We start from the raw sequence: 17,176 nt of genomic DNA on the forward strand, positions 1-17,176 counted from the left end.
TCATGGCAGCAGCAGGCTGGCATCGCCATAGCTGTAGAAGCGATACTTGGCCGCAATTGCATGCGCATAGCCGGCCTGCATCCGCTCGCGTCCCATCAGCGCCGATACCAGCATGAACAACGTTGACCGCGGCAGATGGAAATTGGTCATAAGGCCATCGATCCCCTTGAAGCGGTAGCCCGGCGTGATGAAGATCGCCGTGTCGCCCTCAAACGGGCGGATGACGCCGTCGTCACCGGTCGCGCTCTCGATCAGTCGCAGCGATGTCGTGCCGACGGCGATCACCCGGCCGCCGGCGGCGCGGACCGCATTCAGCCGGTCCGCCGTGGTCGCATCGATTCGGCCCCATTCGGCATGCATCTGGTGATCGTCGGTATCGTCCACCTTCATCGGCAGGAACGTGCCCGCACCGACGTGCAGCGTCAGCGTTGCCTTCGCGATGCCCGCAGCCTCGAGCGCCGCCATCACTGATGGGGTGAAGTGCAGCGCCGCGGTCGGCGCCGCGACCGCGCCGGGCTCGGCGGCGAACATCGTCTGGTAATCCTCGGCGTCGCGCGCGTCCGTCGGGCGCTTCGCCGCGATATAAGGAGGCAAGGGCATTCGCCCCGCGCGATCAAGCAGCAGTTCGATCGGTTCGTCGCCAGCGAATTCGAGCGCGTAGCTGCCGTCTTCTGCCCGGTCGACCGCCCGGGCGACGACGCAGTTGCCGAAATCGATCGGATCCCCATCGCGCAGACGGCGCGCATTTCGAATGAAGGCGCGCCAACGCCGCGGCCCCTCGCGCTTGTGCAGCGTCGCCCCGATCTTCGCCCCGGACGATAGCTGCCCGTCCTGCTCGATCCCAGCACGACGTCCTTCGAGCTGCGCCGGAATGACCCGCGTGTCGTTGAACACCAGCAGGTCGCCGCGACGCAGCTGTCCAGCCAGATCCGTGACGCGTAGGTCGCGTGTTGCATCCCCTTCTAAGACCAACAGCCGTGCGGCATCGCGCGGCGTTTCGGGCCGGAGTGCGATACGGTCGGTCGGCAGGTCGAAGTCGAAAAGGTCGACGTTCAACGGACTCTCACTTCTTCGCGGGGGCCTTCTTGGCAAGCTTGGGCTTTGCAACGACCGCCTGTGCTGGCCCCGACTTGCTGCTGCCGGTCCCCGGCAGGGTTACAGGCGCGCCCAGTGCCGATGGCGGGGTAACGGGCGCGGCGACATAGGCCGGCGGGCTGTCCGCAGCGATATAAGCGTGCAGGATCCGCGAGGGGTTTGCCGGCGGCTCGCCGCGCTCAATGGCGTCGACATATTGCATGCCGTCGATCACCCGGCCGAACACGGTATATTTCTTGTCGAGGCTGAGGCGCGGCTGAAAGACGATGAAGAACTGGCTGTTCGCGCTGTCTTCCTTTTCCGAACGCGCCGCGGACACCGCGCCGCGAACGTGCGGCAGATAATTGAACTCGGCCTTCACGTCGGGCAGGGGTGAGCCACCGGTACCGTCACCCTTTGGATCGCCGCCCTGTGCCATGAAACCGTCGATCACCCGGTGAAACGCCAGGCCGTCGTAGAAATGCTGCCGGGTCAGGGTTTTGATGCGCTCGACCATCAAAGGGGCGACGTCGGGACGAAGCCAGATCGTGACCCGGCCCCCCGTCGACAGGTCAAGCAGCAGCAGGTTCTGCGTGTCCGTCGTCAACGGCGGGGTAGCGCGTCCGGCAACGGCGGGATCGATGATCTGGGCGGACGCAGGCGCCGCGACGAGGCACCCGAGGATCGCAAACATACCGGCGAAAAAGCGCATCAAATCCCTACTCGCATTGGCCATGAGGCCGGGGCCGACCTTGAAGCCCGCCGCTTAGAACAAATCCGTGCTTGCGCCAAACTGAACATCGTCCGCCGACTGACGTCCCGCGCGCGTCAACTTCCCTTGCGGCCGATCCGGTTGACGCGGGCAATGACCTCTTCACTGACGGCAGGCGGCACGAATTTGGCTATGTCCCCGCCGAAGAGCGCGATTTCCTTGACCAGCTTGCTCGCAATCGGCTGCAGCGCGACATCCGCCATCAGGAACACCGTCTCGACCCGCGGATTGATCTGCTGGTTCATCCCCGCCATCTGATACTCATATTCGAAGTCGGCGACGGCACGCAGACCGCGGACGATGACCTTTGCCCCTTCGCGCTCGGCAAAATCCATCAACAATGAGTCGAACGCGACCACGTGGATCTCGCCGGCCACGCCGTCTACCTCACGCCTCACCATCGCCATGCGTTCCTCGATCGTAAACATCGGCGATTTGGAGGCATTCGTCGTGACGCCGACGACCAGCCGGTCGACCAGCTTCGCGCCACGCCGGATGATGTCCATATGGCCCAGCGTGATCGGGTCGAACGTACCCGGGTAAACACCGACCCTTACGGTCTCGTGGCTTGCCGTCATGGTCGGTGTCTCCGGAAGAGGTCAGCGGTCGCGGTCAAGCACGAAGCGTGCGATCTCGCGGAGCAGATCGGCCTCGCGGCCATAGCTGTGCAGATGTGCGATCGCCTGGTCGACAAGCATGCGGGCCTGTTCACGCGCGCGATCCGCGCCGAGCAGCGACAGGAACGTCTCCTTGCCCGCACCGGCATCCTTGCGGAGGCGTTTACCCGCCGCCGCCTCATCGCCTTCGGCGTCGAGCAGATCGTCGGCGATCTGAAAGGCGAGCCCCAGATCGTGCGCATAGCCGCGCAGGCCAACCCGGCCCTCGGGCGCAATCCTGCCAAGAATGGCGCCTGCTTCGACGGACGCCAAAATCAGCGCACCGGTCTTCATCTGCTGAAGCCGGGTGACAGTGTTCAGATCGAACCGGGCATTCTCCGCCTCGAGATCCATCATCTGGCCGCCGGCCATCCCAGTCGGGCCGGACGCCTTGGCAAGGTCGAGCACCAGATCAGCGCGCACGAACGGATCGGGGTGTGTTGCCGGGTCGGCGAGGATCTCGAACGCCAGCGCGTGGAGGCAGTCACCTGCGAGGATCGCGCATGCTTCGCTGAACATCTTGTGCACGGTCGGCTTGCCACGACGCATGTCGTCATCGTCCATGGCCGGGAGATCGTCATGGATCAGCGAATAGACATGGATCGCCTCGATGGCCGTGGCCACCCGCGCCGCACAAGCACGGTCGACCCCGAACAGGCTGGCGGTCGCGAAAACGAGCAACGGGCGTAGCCGCTTGCCGCCGCCGATCGCGGCATGACGCATCGCGCTATACAGGTCCGCACGCGGATCTTCGGGAATCGCCAGAAGGACGTCGAACTGCGCGTCGATCTCTGCGGAAACCTCAGCGAGCGCTTCCGCCAGCGATTGCGGCAAGGTCGTCATGCGCGGCTCAACCTGCCGCAAAGGGGCGAACCCCAGCCGGCTTACCCTCGGCATCGAGCCGGATCGCTTCGATCCGCGCCTGCGCAGCATCGAGCCGATCGGCACAACGCTGGCGCAGCTTGTTGCCGCGTTCGTAAAGCTCGATCGCCTGCTGCAGCGGCGTATCGCCACGCTCGAGCTGCCCCACGATCGTCTCCAGCTCTTTCAATGCCTCTTCGAATGAGAGGTCTTCGGTCGGCGTTTCCATGGGTGCTGCTATGGAGCAGGCGCGCGACGGGGGTCAAGGACGCGTCGACGGCGGAGGCTATGCCGCGACCGGCACGCGCCGAGTTTGCCGCGAATTCTAGCGCAACCGGTCGACGGTCCAGGTGTAAAGCACCGATATGCCGATCAGCCCCAGGTCGACTGCAGCCTGCATCCTGTGCGGCGCGGGGTCGGACGGGTCATGCGTGATGAGGCGGATATCCGCCGTCGGTCGCGGCATTACTGCGAGCGTCAGCACCAGCGCAGCGACAGCGAGGGCAGCCTTACGATTACGCATCGTCATTCTCCCGGGCGAAGCTGCATCCTGACGTCGTTAATCCGCTTTGACAAGCCGCGGCACCAGGCACCGCACTCAGGCGGCCGAGACGAGGCTGACCGCGCTTCGCGATCGATCGCGGCCCGCCGCTTTGGCCTCGAACAAGGCGCGGTCGGCGTCGCGGTAGAGCGTCTTCCAGTCGGCGTCGTGCAACAGGGGGCCGGTGCACGTACCGATGCTGGCGGTGACGGTGATATCATACGGCATCGACTGGCCGCGGACACGGTCGCGGATTGCGCAGGGCGAAACCGATGTCGAGGCATCGACGAGGATAGCAAACTCCTCGCCACCAATTCGGGCGATGAGCGTATCGGTTGGCAGTGCGCTGCGAAGCGCACGGGCGAAGGCCCTCAACACCTCGTCGCCGCCATCATGACCGATCGTTTCGTTGACCCGCTTGAAATGGTCGATGTCGGCGATCAGCAGCGTCTGCTGGCCGAGGCGGCCAATCGCACGTTCCAGGAAGGCGCGACGATTGAGCAGGCCGGTCAGCGGGTCAGTATCGGCAAGCAGGCGCGCCGCGATCTCCTGTTCCCGCGCGGCGTCGCGTTCGCGGCTCAGCAACAGGATGCGATAGGCAATCGCCGTGCTCGACAGAAGCGCCTCGATCGCCATCGCGATGACCGTCGAATTGTCGACCAGCAGGCTCGGCTCGACCATCCCGAAGCTGCTGGCGATGCGAAGCCCGGACATGACGATCGGTGCACCCCACGCAAGCGCAAACAACCACAGATAATTGCTGCGGACGCGCCACGCGCGCCACAGGATGATCGCCACAACCCCGATGAACCCCAGATATGCGATCGACATGCCGGTATCGAGGACATGGATCGCGCGGGGGGCGAGCATAACCCAGAGCCCCGCCATGCCGACCAGCCCGACCATCACAGCACTGCTGAGCGGCCGTACCCAACCCGAGAACACGGCGCGTTCGAAAAAGCTGCGGGCGAAAAGGAGTGCTGTGCTGGCTGATGCGGCCAGGAACAGTATGTTGAGCCGCTGGCGGTCGTTATTGTCGAGGCCCGTAAAGACTTGGCCCGCAGCACCTGACGACGTCGATACATAGGCCAGCAAGCACAGGACGAGGAGGCAGTAGACCGGCTGGAAAGCCTGGCGAAGCGCACCCCATAGCGCTAGATTGTAGACGATCAGCGCGATCGCCATGCCGGCAAAGGCGCCGTAAAGTGCGCCGCGCACGATCTCCGTCGTCGCCGCCTCGCCATGATCCGCCAGTACCGGCTGCAGGATGACGCCGCGAAGATTCGTGGCGCCTTCGACATGCCACAGGAGGCGCACTGGTGGCGCGTCATGGCGCGGCAGCGGTTGCGAGAGGACGGCGCCGAGGTTCAGGATCTCATGGGCGGTTTTTGGCGTGACGCCGACATGGCGAATCGCACCATCGGCATAGCGGACGTAGAGCGTGATGCGCGTCATCCAGATACTGCCGATACGCACGCTGGTGCCGCGTAGCTGAGCGGCGGGAAGCGGCTGTGACAGGACCCAGAAATCACCCGGGCCGAATCGGCGCTGTGGGGTGGTGCAGTCGAATCGTTCCGGCGTCTTGAACAGGGCCGGCGCCGTCATGCCGGGTGCTGCGCGGACGAGACAGGTCGCCAGAGGGAAGGCGGTCGCGGCGGCGGGCGGTGCAGTCACCAAGCAGAGCGTCCACAGCAGCAAGACCATGACCCACCGCATATATGCCCATATCCCCATGACATGCCTCGTAAAGCGCGTTCGGCAAAGAACGGTAAACGTGGCTGGCTATGGCACAAAAAAACCCGGCGGCAAGCGCTGCCGCCGGGTCTCATAAACGCGGCTTGACGCCGTCTCGCTGCTACTTGGCAGAGACGGGTTCAGCCTTCCCCTTCTTCTTGGGCTTTTTCGGCGCCGCACTTTCAATCGCGAACGAAAGCGCACCATCCTTCATCTTCACCGTCACCTCGCCGCCATGGACCAGTTTCCCGAACAGCAGCTCCTCGGCAAGTGGCTGCTTGATCTTTTCCTGGATCAAACGCCCCATCGGACGTGCTCCGTAGAGCTTGTCATAGCCCTTCTCGGTGAGCCACGCCTTCGACTCGTCATCGAGTTGGATATGGACGCCGCGGTCCGCCAGCTGAAGCTCGAGCTGGAGAATGAATTTGTCCACGACCCGGGCGACCACGGTCGTCGGCAGATAGCCGAACGGCACGATCGCATCGAGGCGATTGCGGAACTCCGGCGTGAACATCTTCTGCACCGCCTGTTCGTCCTCGCCTTCACGCGTAAGGTTGCCGAAGCCCACCGTCTCGCGCGCCATGTCGCTGGCCCCCGCATTGGTCGTCATGATCAGGATGACGTTGCGGAAATCGACCGACTTGCCGTGCTGGTCGGTAAGGCGCCCGTTGTCCATCACCTGCAACAGGATATTGAACAGGTCTGGATGCGCCTTCTCGATCTCGTCAAGCAGTAGCACGCAATGCGGATTCTGGTCGACGGCATCGGTCAGCAACCCACCTTGGTCGAACCCGACATAGCCCGGGGGCGCACCGATCAGACGGCTGACCGAGTGCCGCTCCATATATTCGGACATGTCGAATCGCTGGAGCGGGATACCCAGGATCGAAGACAGCTGCTTGGCCACCTCCGTCTTGCCGACGCCGGTGGGGCCGGTGAACAGATAGTTGCCGATCGGCTTCTCTGGCTCGCGTAGACCCGCTCGCGCCAGCTTGATCGCCGAACTGAGCTTTTCGATCGCCGCATTCTGCCCGAACACCACGCGCTTCAGATCTGTTTCGAGCGTGGCGAGCGCGAGCTTGTCGTCGGTCGAAACCGATTTCGGCGGGATGCGCGCCATGGTCGCGATGACCTGTTCGATCTCCTTGGGGGTGATCGTCTTCTTGCGCTTGTTCGGCGGCACCAGCATCTGCATCGCACCGACCTCGTCGATCACGTCGATCGCCTTGTCGGGCAGTTTGCGGTCATTGATGTAGCGCGCGCTGAGCTCCACCGCCGACTTGATCGCGTCGGGGGTGTATTTGACGTTGTGGTGGTCTTCGAACGCCGAGCGCAGGCCCGCCAGAATCTTGATCGTGTCCTCAATCGTCGGCTCGTTCACATCGATCTTCTGGAATCGCCGCAGCAGGGCGCGATCCTTCTCGAAATGATTGCGGAATTCCTTGTACGTCGTCGAGCCAATGCAGCGGATCGTGCCGCCCGAGAGCGCCGGCTTGAGCAGGTTTGACGCATCCATCGCACCGCCGCTCGTCGCGCCGGCACCGATGACTGTGTGGATCTCGTCGATGAACAAGACCGCGTCCGGCATCTTCTCCAACTCGTTGACGACTGCCTTCAGGCGTTCCTCGAAATCACCACGATACCGGGTGCCTGCCAGCAATGCGCCCATGTCGAGCGAATAGATTACCGCCGGCTTGAGCACGTCGGGGACCTCGCCCTCGACGATCTTGCGCGCGAGGCCTTCCGCGATCGCGGTCTTGCCGACGCCGGGATCGCCGACATAAAGCGGATTGTTCTTCGAGCGACGACACAGGATCTGGATTGTGCGATCCACCTCCGGCCCGCGCCCGATCAGGGGATCGACCTTCCCGTTCTTGGCTTTCTCGTTCAGGTCGACCGTGAATTGTTTGAGCGCGCTTTCCGTCTTGCCCTTCTCCTGTCCCTTGGTCGGCTTCTCGTCGTCGGCACCCTTAGGTGTCGAGGCTTCGGTCGGCTGCTGCCCGCCCTTGCCGACGCCGTGGCTGATGAAGCTGACCGCATCGAGGCGGCTCATGTCCTGCTGTTGCAGGAAATAGACGGCATAGCTTTCCCGCTCGCTAAACAAGGCAACGAGCACATTGGCACCCGTCACTTCGTCGCGGCCCGAAGACTGAACATGAAGGATGGCGCGCTGGACGACGCGCTGAAAGCCGCTCGTCGGCGACGGATCGGTCGCGGCATCGACCTTGAGCGCATCAAGCTCGGTGTCGAGATAATGCGCTACCGTGGTTTTCAGCTCGCCCAGGTCGACGTTGCAGGCGCCCATGACCTTCGATCCGTGCTCGTCGTCGATCAACGCCAGCAAGAGATGCTCGAGCGTCGCATATTCGTGGCGTCGGGACGATGCAGCCTCGAGTGCCTTGTGCAGGGTGGTCTCGAGGGCGGGTGCAAATGACGGCATTTACATTACTCCTGTCGGGCCACGCAGACGCAGGCCCTTTGCCACTATGTCGGAACGGTAATCGATCGCATCAAGCACTTGACCCCGCCGGCCTGCGTTCCTGCACCGTCCAAATGTGGAGCGCCGAGACGAGGTCGAGGACATCACCGTCTAAATAGGTCGTCGGCGCTGGCGCGGTGGCTGATCGCTCGATCTTTTTTCAACTGGCAGCGTGCAATCTCGCCTTGCAGCACGGTGATCCGCGCATCGAGCTCGGCGACCGAGAGCGAGTCGATGTCCTGACGCACGAGCGCATCGAGGAAATCGTCGGGACGAGAGGGGGCGTCATCCGGATCCATTGCGCCTGTAACGTTGACCCGCACCGGAGTGATGTCAATAAGGCACGGGAATCCAAAGGGGCGTCTCGATCACATGACTGCAAAAACCGTGACTCCGCGTTACATCGTCCCTGACGTCATGAAGGCAATCGATCCCGAAGCCCCGGGAGGCCCTGAAGTGCTCGTCCTTGTGAAGCGCGCCGTGCCGCATCCCGGAGCCGGCGAGGTCCTCGTCGAGATCGCGGCGGCGGGCGTCAATCGTCCCGAGGTGATGCAACGGCAGGGTAAATATCCGCCGCCGCCCGGTGCCCCGTCGATCCTGGGCATGGAGATTGCCGGGACGATCGTCGCGGTCGGCGACGGGGTCGGCGAGGAACAGATCGGGCAGCGGGTCTGTGCGCTGATCACGGGCGGTGCCTATGCCGAATATGCGGTTGCGCCGTTCGGCCAGTGCCTCTCCGTTCCCGAAGCGCTGACGATGATTGAGGCCGCGGCGATGCCCGAGACGCTGTTCACGGTGTGGACCAACCTGTTCGAGCGCGCCTATGCCACCGAAGGCGATACGGTACTCGTCCATGGCGGCACCAGCGGGATCGGTACGATGGCGATCGGCTTGTGTGCCATCTTCGGGATCGACATCATCGTCACCGCGGGCTCGAAGGCGAAATGCGAAGCCGCGCTCAGCCTCGGCGCGACGCATGCGATCGACTACAAGACCGAGGATTTCGTTGAACGGGTCAAGCAGATCACCGGCGGCAAGGGTGTTGCGGCCGTACTTGATATGGTGGGTGGCGACTATGTCGCGCGTAATCTGCAATGTCTGGCCGAAGACGGGCGGCACGTGTCGATCGCGGTTCAGGGTGGGGCGAATGCGACGGTGCCGCTGTTCGAGATCATGCGCCGTCGTCTGACCTTGACGGGATCGACGCTGCGCCCGCGTGATACCGCATTCAAGTCACTCGTGGCCGATGAACTGGCGCGGACGGTCTGGCCGCATGTCGAGGCCGGCAAGCTCAAGCCAGTGATCGATCGCGTCTTTGCCTTTGCCGACGCCCCGGCGGCGCATGCGAGGATGGAAGCGGGCGATCACGTCGGGAAGATCGTGCTGTCCATGACGTGACGCGGGCACGCCTAACCAGGCTGTCCCCAAGCCGCCTCTGCAATTCGTGACGGAGGCTGTGCGTCGTCCGATGACTTAGAACAGTCACCGGACTGCGACTGCCATGTCATATTGCGCCGCTAGACAGGACCGCAACGAACAGATTTGCGGGGCAGGCCGATGGACACCGTCACGTTTCCAACCGACGCGTTGCCGATAGCCGATGTGGCGGACATCGCGGACTTCATCCATTCGCGACCCGTCATGCCCGAACGCGTGGTCGACCGGCGGCAATATCGCACGATCTGGATTTCCGACGTCCATCTCGGCACGCGTGGCTGCAACGCGGCGATGCTCAACGACTTTCTCGACCATGTCGACAGCGAGACGATGTTCCTGGTCGGCGACATGATCGACGGCTGGCGACTGAAGAAGAAATTTTACTGGCCGGCGGCGCATAACGACGTGCTGTGGCGGCTGCTCAAGCGCGCGAAGCGCGGTACGCGGGTTGTCTATATTCCAGGCAACCATGACGAGGTGTTCCGGCAATATTCGGGGCTCGACTTCGGTGGGATCTCGATCCGGCGCAAGGCGATCCACGAGACCGCCGACGGCCGCCGCCTGCTGGTTCTGCACGGTGACGAGTTCGACGCTATCACGCTGGCGCATCGCTGGGTCGCGCATATCGGGGATGCGGCGTACACATTGCTCATGGGGCTCAACCGGTGGGTGAACGGCGCGCGGCGACGTCTCGGCATGCCCTATTGGTCGCTCTCGAAGCATGCCAAGGCCAAGGTCAAGAACGCGGTCGCCTTCATCTCGCATTTTGAAGAAGTCGTTGCGCACGCGGCTGGCGTGCGGGGGGTCGACGGCGTCGTGTGCGGACACATCCATACCGCCGAAATGCGCGATATTGCCGGCGTTGCCTATTATAATGACGGCGACTGGGTCGAAGGCTGCACGGCGCTTGTCGAGCATTTCGACGGGCGAATGGAACTGCTTCACTGGGCAGACGAGATCGCCGCACGCGAAATCGACAACGTCGTCACGCTGGCCGCCTGACCCACGTCAATTCGGCTCATGCCGCGATTGCCCAAGGAGACCCCGATGCGTATCGCGATCGTCACCGATGCCTGGAGCCCGCAAGTCAACGGCGTGGTTCGCACCCTGAAGTCCGTGCGGCGGGAACTCGAAGCGACGGGTCATCAAGTGCTGATCATATCCCCCGCGCAGTTCGCCTCGATGCCGTGTCCGACCTATCCCGAGATTCGGCTGGCCTTTGCACGGTCGGGCGCAGTCGGACGATTGCTCGAAAGCTTTGGTGCCGATGCGATACACCTCGCGACGGAAGGTCCGGTCTGCCTCGCTGCGCGAACCTGGTGCCTGGCCCGAGATCTGCCGTTCACGACCGCCTATCATACCCAGTTTCCCGATTACATCGCGGCACGGACGGGCGCGAACCCCGCCTGGATATGGCGCTATATTCGCTGGTTCCATCGTCCCGCCGAGTCGATCCTGGTCTCCACGCCCTCCGTCGCGGCAACACTTACTGCACAGGGGCTGCATCAGGTTCGCGAATGGGGGCGAGGCGTCGATTTTGCACAATTCGGGCTGGACGGCGCCCGTGATCCTGAGATGGCGGCGCTGCCCGGGCCGATCCTGCTCTATGTTGGGCGCGTCGCTGTCGAGAAGAATGTCGAGGCCTTCCTGTCGTCCGCGCATCGGGGAACGAAGGTGGTGGTCGGCGACGGGCCCGCCCGCGCCGCGCTTGCACGTCGCTTCCCCGATGCCGTGTTTCTCGGTCAGCGCGACGGACAAGGGCTGGCGGCGGCCTATCGGACTGCGGACGTCCTCGTCTTTCCGAGCCGCACCGATACGTTCGGGCTGGTCATGATCGAGGCGCTGGCGTGCGGGACTCCTGTTGCAGCCTATCCCGTCGCCGGCCCGATCGACGTACTCGACCCGCGCGTTGGCGTGATGCATGAGGATCTCGACGAAGCAATCGCGGCGGCACTGACCCGCGATCCCGTCGCCTGTGCCGCCTATGCTGCCCGGTACAGTTGGCCCGCAAGCGCACGCCAGTTTCTGCGTGCCCTCGTCCCGCTTGCCCGTCCACTCGATCGACCGCGCATGGCGGCGTGATGCGGCGCGACGATCGCGCGCTTGCCTGTTAGCCATGGGCGCACTAAGTCATGTGTCATGTCAGGCCGCTCCGAAAGGGGCGGCCCTTTCTATTTTTACGGAGTTTCCGCCGTGGCCCAGCCGCTCATGCCCCATGCGACCGCCGCCTGGATGGTCGATAACACTGCGCTCAGTTTCGAACAGATCGCAGATTTTTGCGGTCTGCACATTCTCGAGATCCAGGCGATCGCCGACGACACGACGTCGACGAAGCTGACGGGGCGCGATCCCGTCCGCGCGCATGAGGTCACGCAGGAGGAGATCGACAAGGGCGCGGCCGACCCCGATTATCAGCTCAAGATGATCAAGGGCCCCGAGCAGGTCCGCCGGACCAAGGGCCCGCGCTATACGCCGGTGTCCAAGCGCCAGGACAAGCCCGATGGCATTGCCTGGATCATCCGCAATCATCCCGAGATCACCGATGGTGCAATCTCGCTGTTGATCGGCACGACGCGTACGACGATCGCCGCGATCCGTGACCGCAGCCACTGGAACATCGCCAACATCACGCCAAAGGACCCGGTCACGCTCGGCCTGACGTCGCAGCGCGAGCTCGACGCCGCGGTTGCCAAGGCCGCCAAGGCGGCGGGTATGGAAGCACCGACCGACACGCGTCTCGAAGGCGATCGTGAGGCGCTGCTCGAGCAGCTTCGTAACGAGCGTACGCAGGCAGCGGCGGACGCGCAGTTCGTCGCAGAGGGCGGTGTCCTGCCGGTCAAGCCGCTGTTCGACGACCCCTTCAAGCGCTGAACGTTCCCGGTCCCCGCGTGGCGCGGTGCGGGGCCGGTACGGGCTATCGAATAGGTTTGCGGTCCTGACGGCGCGGGGATGGCCGGCGGCACAGGGCGTTGAGGGCACGCGGCATGGCTGATGCGCGTGTCGGCTCGGGGACTATCTCTGGTGCCTGGTGGTTGCTACCTGCAGCACATGACGTCGCTGCCGGCTCCACCAGATGAACCGCTAACACACAAGGGGCTGGTCTACCCCTTGGGCCACCGCGAGCCCGAACCCGGTAACGTATTTCGCATCGCTCCCGGCGTTGATTGGGTACGCCTCAAGGTTCCCGGTCCGCTGCGCCACGTGAATTGCTGGATGCTCGCCGATGGCGACGGCGACGCGCTCGTCGATACGGGCATGAATACGCCGGAAGCTCGCGACGCCTGGACCGCAATCCTGGCAAGGCCGAAGTTGGGCGTCCGCATCACCCGCGTGATCGGCACGCATTTTCATCCCGATCATATCGGCCTCGCTGGTTGGCTATGCGAAACGCACGACGCGGCGCTCGTCATGACCCGGGGCGAATGGCTGACCGCACGAATGCTGGCCGCTGATGCCAGGGATGCCGTTCCCGCCGAAATGCTGGCATTCTGGCGCGGTGCGGGCTGGGACAGTATGCAGATCGCGCATGCCAGTGCGAAGGGGTGGGCGGGATTCCGCAAGATCATCACGCCGCTTCCCTTAGGTTACACGCGGATCACCGACGGTGACGTGTTGACGGTAGGGCGCGATGACTGGCGGGTCGTGATCGGGTCGGGCCACAGCCCAGAGCATGCATGCCTTCTGAACGAAGTATCGGGCATCCTGATCGCCGGGGATCAGGTTCTGCCCCGTATCAGCCCCAATATCTCTTTAGGCATCACCGAGCCGCATGCGGATCCGCTGGGCGAATGGTTTGCCGCGATCGCCCGGCTGAAGACATTGCCCGCAGATCTGCTGGTCCTGCCGGGGCATGGCGATCCGTTTACTGGTCTTCATATCAGGCTTGACGCGATGGATCGTGAGCACCGCGAACGGCTCGACGAACTCGCTGCCTTTCTCGCCGAGCCGCGTCGTGCGGTCGAGTGTTTCGGACGGCTGTTCCGGCGCGCAATCGGCCCCGATCTGCTCGGCATGGCGACGGGTGAAGCGCTCGCGCATCTGCGTCGGCTCGAGGTCGAGGGTCGCGCCGTTCGGGACAGTGTCGATGGCGTGTGGTGGTGGCGCGCAACGTGAGCTAGCATCAGATCAAAGCCGGCAGGAGAGGCCCCATGTGCGACGAGCATACCGCAGACGATAACGAACACTATCTCGCCGCCATGTCGCGGCGCCAGTTCGGCGTGATGACCGGGGCCGCAGGCCTCGCGATGCTGTTGCCCGTGCCGGCCGATGCGAAGCCGATCAGCGGACGCGAGGTGTCGATCAAGACGCCCGATGGTCAGGCTGACGCCTATTTCGTCGCGCCGGCCACCGGGACTCATCCGGGCGTGCTTGTCTGGCCGGACATCATGGGTCTGCGCCCAGCGTTCCGTCAGATGGCCGATCGACTCGCGCAGTCGGGTTATGCCGTCCTTGTCGTCAATCAGTTCTATCGGTCGACCAAGGCACCGTTCCTTAGCCCCGGTGAATCCTACGACCAGCCGGCCGTCCGCGCTCGAATTGCACCCTTTCGTGACGCGCTTACACCCGAGGGTACGGTCCGTGACGCCAAATCCTTCACCGCGTTCCTGGATGCGCAACCGCAGGTGGATCGCAAGCGCGGGCTGGCGACCACCGGCTATTGCATGGGCGGGCCGATGGTAATCCGCACCGCTGCTGCGGTATCGGGACGCATCCGCGCGGGGGCGACGTTCCACGGCGGGGGGGTCGTGACCGACACACCCGACAGCCCGCACCGGCTGATCCCTGCACTGAAAGGCAGCTATCTGATCGCGATAGCGGCGAACGATGATGCGCGCGCACCGACCGAGAAGGACGTGCTGCGGGCGGCCTTCGCGACAGCGAAGCGTCCGGCCGAAATCGAGGTCTATCCGCAAACGATGCACGGATGGTGCCCGCCCGACAGCAAGGTCTATAATCCGGTGCAGGCGGACCGTGCGTGGGGCCGCATGCTCGCGCTGTTCGCGACGGCGCTGGCGTAAGATTCATCGCTGCTTCGTTCGACGGCACAACCCGCTGGGTGCGATCCGCGATCGCATCTTGACGGCACGGCATCGCCATGAGACCATCGTTCACTCTATGTTCTTGAGGGGCGAGCCATGACGTTGACGCTGTATTCGAATCCGATGTCGCGGGGGCGTATTGCTCGCTGGATGCTTGAGGAGACCGGGGCCGCTTACGATACGGTGATGCTCGATTATGCGACGACGATGAAGGCGGCGCCGTATCTTTCGGTTAATCCGATGGGCAAGGTGCCCGCTATCGTCCATGACGGCCACGTCGTTACCGAATGCGGCGCGATCTGCGCCTATTTGGCCGACGCCGTGCCCGAGGCGCAATTGGCGCCGACGGCTGACGAGCGGGCCGACTATTATCGATGGCTATTTTACGCGGCCGGGCCTCTGGAGGCGGCAATCACCAACCGATCGCTCGGCGTGGTCCCGACCGAGACGCAGCAGCGGATGGTCGGTTATGGAAGTTTCGAGGCCGCGATCGCCGGACTTGAGCATGCCGTTGCGGCGCATAGCTATATCGCGGGCGAACGCTTCACGGCAGCCGATGTCTATGTGGGTGCCCAGGTCATATGGGGATTACAGTTCGGCACGATGCCGAAGCTTGCAGCATTCGAGGCCTATGCCGCCCGCCTGACCGAACGCGCGGCCCATCGGCGGGCAGCAGCGCTGGATGATGACGCTATGGCCAAGATGGCGTCATGAAGTTGCGCTAGGAGGTCGAATGCCCGATCAGGCGGCCTAGGACGCGAGCTAACCCGCCAGCGCCTGTGGCCCCATCGCGCGGGCATTCGTCAACTCGGCCACGTGCCCCCGCACTCCCAAGGCGATCGCCGCGTGGATCGACGATCAAAACGGCGAGCGCGCGCTTGTGTCGCTATCGCTCCTATGGTGGGCAAGCCTGAAGTTAGTCTCTCGGCATCACTCGTATCCGCCAATCACGGCATTCAGGAAGCTGGGGAAGGGGCCGTTCCACCCGTCAACCGGCGCGTCGGGCACGGTACTGCGGCGGGTCGCCCGCACGGGATCGACCTTTGGCTCGCGTGCCTGCTCGGGCATGGCGGTCGACGGTGCTGGCGGCACTGTCGGCACCGGGGCCGCGGCAGGACGTTCCGCGACCGGCGCGATGGGCATTGCCGGAGCAACACGGGGAAGCGCAGGCTGTGCGGCAGGGACCGGTTCGTCAATCGGCGTCCGAGCCCAGCGCGATGGTTTCGGCGTGGCAGCGGCCATGGGCGCTGCGATTTCGGCAGCTGCCATCACTTCGTCCTCGACGGCATGGGCAACGACATCGGCACGCGGCACCCGCCGCGTCCGCGACCGCTCGCGCCGCGGTGGCAGCTCTTCATTGCTATCGGACGACGCGGTAGCCGCCGGAGCCAGCGCTCTCGGCTCGGACAGCTTTAGCCGCTCGATCGTCTGGCCCGTCAGCTTTTCGATATTCTGGATATTTTCGGAATCGTCGGGTGCGACGAAGGTATAGGCTGTGCCCGTTGCACCCGCACGGCCCGTACGGCCGATCCGGTGGACATAATCGTCTGGATGCCAGGGCGCGTCATAGTTGAAGACGGTCGACACGCCCTTGATGTCCAGACCACGCGCAGCGACGTCCGAGGCGACAAGGATCGTCACCACACCGTTCTTGAACAGGTCCAATTCGGCGAGGCGCTGGGGCTGCTCCATGTCGCCATGGATTTCGCCTGATTTGTAACCCGCCTGCTTCAACACCTTGTTGAGGTCGCGCACGGTCGTCTTGCGATTGCAGAAGATGATCGCGTTGGTGACCTCGTCCTGCGCCAGGATCCGGCGCAGTGTCTCGCGCTTCGCGGTCTGGCTGGCGACGGGGACCAGATACTGCTTGATGTTGAGATTGGTCGATGCAGGGCGCGAGACCTCGATCGTCTTGGGGTTCGACAGAAACTTGTCCGCCAGCTTCTTGATCGGCGGCGGCATAGTCGCCGAGAATAGCAGCGTCTGGCGCGACTTAGGCAGCTTGGTGCAGATTTCTTCGATGTCGGGGATGAACCCCATGTCGAGCATCCGGTCCGCCTCGTCGATGACCAGCAGCGAACAGCCGTTGAGCATGATCTTGCCGCGGCCGAACAGGTCCATCAGCCGGCCCGGCGTGGCGATCAGGACGTCGACGCCCTTTTCGAGCGCGGCGAGCTGGTCGCCCATCGACACGCCACCAATGAGCAGCGCCATCGAGAGATGCGAATTGACGCCGTATTTCTCGAAGTTTTCGGCAACCTGCGCGGCAAGTTCACGGGTCGGCTCTAGGATCAGCGAGCGCGGCATCCTGGCGCGGCTGCGGCCATGGGCAAGAATGTCGATCATCGGCAGCACGAACGACGCGGTCTTGCCGGTGCCGGTTTGGGCGATGCCGATGATGTCACGCATCATCAGAACCGAAGGGATCGCGCCGGCCTGGATCGGCGTCGGCTCGGTATAGCCGGCGTCAGTGACCGCCTTCAGGAGTTCTTCGGAAAGGCCGAGATCGGCAAAGCTCATTTATATGTCCGGGAAAAGGAGGGCGCGCATTATTCCCTCAAGCGCCCCGCCGCTCGCGGATTT

General features: G+C 63.9%; 17 protein-coding genes. 7 read left to right on the forward strand and 10 right to left on the reverse strand.

The genetic code is table 11. The features are described from left to right. The 9 genes from queA to IFT54_RS04825 all read right to left on the reverse strand — a co-directional run bounded on the left by queA (window position 1) and on the right by IFT54_RS04825 (window position 8,416). Window positions 1-1,056, reverse strand: coding sequence for a tRNA preQ1(34) S-adenosylmethionine ribosyltransferase-isomerase QueA (gene queA, locus IFT54_RS04785; RefSeq protein WP_192069803.1), 1,056 nt, complete (start codon window positions 1,054-1,056; stop codon window positions 1-3). Between the two features lie 7 nt (window positions 1,057-1,063). Next, entirely contained in the window at window positions 1,064-1,786 is a 723-nt protein-coding gene (locus IFT54_RS04790) for a peptidylprolyl isomerase (RefSeq protein ID WP_192069804.1), read from the reverse strand. 116 nt (window positions 1,787-1,902) lie between these two features. Beyond that, window positions 1,903-2,424, reverse strand: coding sequence for a pantetheine-phosphate adenylyltransferase (coaD, locus tag IFT54_RS04795; RefSeq protein WP_166746871.1), 522 nt, complete (start codon window positions 2,422-2,424; stop codon window positions 1,903-1,905). Between the two features lie 21 nt (window positions 2,425-2,445). After that, window positions 2,446-3,345, reverse strand: a complete 900-nt coding sequence (locus tag IFT54_RS04800; RefSeq protein WP_192069805.1) for a polyprenyl synthetase family protein — start codon at window positions 3,343-3,345, stop codon at window positions 2,446-2,448. Window positions 3,346-3,352: 7 nt separating this feature from the next. Beyond that, on the reverse strand, window positions 3,353-3,592 hold the full coding sequence (locus IFT54_RS04805) for an exodeoxyribonuclease VII small subunit (protein ID WP_031394986.1): 240 nt from the start codon (window positions 3,590-3,592) through the stop codon (window positions 3,353-3,355). Between the two features lie 96 nt (window positions 3,593-3,688). Continuing rightward, window positions 3,689-3,886, reverse strand: coding sequence for a hypothetical protein (locus IFT54_RS04810; protein ID WP_166746869.1), 198 nt, complete (start codon window positions 3,884-3,886; stop codon window positions 3,689-3,691). Between the two features lie 75 nt (window positions 3,887-3,961). Beyond that, window positions 3,962-5,608, reverse strand: a complete 1,647-nt coding sequence (locus IFT54_RS04815; protein WP_166746868.1) for a GGDEF domain-containing protein — start codon at window positions 5,606-5,608, stop codon at window positions 3,962-3,964. A gap of 151 nt (window positions 5,609-5,759) precedes the next feature. Beyond that, entirely contained in the window at window positions 5,760-8,078 is a 2,319-nt protein-coding gene (gene clpA, locus IFT54_RS04820; protein ID WP_031394983.1) for an ATP-dependent Clp protease ATP-binding subunit ClpA, read from the reverse strand. Between the two features lie 143 nt (window positions 8,079-8,221). Then, on the reverse strand, window positions 8,222-8,416 hold the full coding sequence (locus IFT54_RS04825; protein ID WP_031394982.1) for a DUF1192 domain-containing protein: 195 nt from the start codon (window positions 8,414-8,416) through the stop codon (window positions 8,222-8,224). Between the two features lie 73 nt (window positions 8,417-8,489). Between IFT54_RS04825 and IFT54_RS04830 the strand changes: the two genes are divergently transcribed. From IFT54_RS04830 to IFT54_RS04860, 7 genes are all read left to right on the forward strand, one after another. Continuing rightward, window positions 8,490-9,515: an NAD(P)H-quinone oxidoreductase gene (locus tag IFT54_RS04830; RefSeq protein ID WP_244648611.1), complete on the forward strand. Its 1,026-nt coding sequence runs from the start codon at window positions 8,490-8,492 to the stop codon at window positions 9,513-9,515. Window positions 9,516-9,758: 243 nt separating this feature from the next. Further along, entirely contained in the window at window positions 9,759-10,556 is a 798-nt protein-coding gene (locus tag IFT54_RS04835; protein WP_244648659.1) for a UDP-2,3-diacylglucosamine diphosphatase, read from the forward strand. Between the two features lie 45 nt (window positions 10,557-10,601). Then, complete coding sequence (locus IFT54_RS04840; protein WP_192069807.1) at window positions 10,602-11,636, forward strand: glycosyltransferase family 4 protein; 1,035 nt, start codon at window positions 10,602-10,604, stop codon at window positions 11,634-11,636. A gap of 111 nt (window positions 11,637-11,747) precedes the next feature. Then, window positions 11,748-12,425, forward strand: a complete 678-nt coding sequence (locus IFT54_RS04845) for a cell cycle transcriptional regulator TrcR (protein WP_192069808.1) — start codon at window positions 11,748-11,750, stop codon at window positions 12,423-12,425. Window positions 12,426-12,602: 177 nt separating this feature from the next. Then, complete coding sequence (locus tag IFT54_RS04850; protein WP_192069809.1) at window positions 12,603-13,667, forward strand: MBL fold metallo-hydrolase; 1,065 nt, start codon at window positions 12,603-12,605, stop codon at window positions 13,665-13,667. A 35-nt stretch (window positions 13,668-13,702) separates the two neighbouring features. Further along, the gene (locus tag IFT54_RS04855) at window positions 13,703-14,572 is read left to right on the forward strand and encodes a dienelactone hydrolase family protein (RefSeq protein WP_192069810.1); all 870 of its coding nucleotides are present in this window, start codon (window positions 13,703-13,705) and stop codon (window positions 14,570-14,572) included. A 117-nt stretch (window positions 14,573-14,689) separates the two neighbouring features. After that, on the forward strand, window positions 14,690-15,307 hold the full coding sequence (locus IFT54_RS04860) for a glutathione S-transferase family protein (protein ID WP_192069811.1): 618 nt from the start codon (window positions 14,690-14,692) through the stop codon (window positions 15,305-15,307). 216 nt (window positions 15,308-15,523) lie between these two features. Here the strand turns inward: IFT54_RS04860 and IFT54_RS04865 are convergent, their stop codons facing one another. Continuing rightward, window positions 15,524-17,113 carry a DEAD/DEAH box helicase gene (locus IFT54_RS04865; protein ID WP_192069812.1) on the reverse strand — a complete coding sequence of 530 codons (1,590 nt, stop codon included), beginning with the start codon at window positions 17,111-17,113 and terminating at the stop codon, window positions 15,524-15,526. Window positions 17,114-17,176 lie beyond the last annotated feature (63 nt).

The sequence above is a fragment of the Sphingomonas sp. CFBP 13714 genome (genome assembly GCF_014842205.1).
Classification (GTDB): Bacteria; Pseudomonadota; Alphaproteobacteria; order Sphingomonadales; family Sphingomonadaceae; genus Sphingomonas; species Sphingomonas aerolata.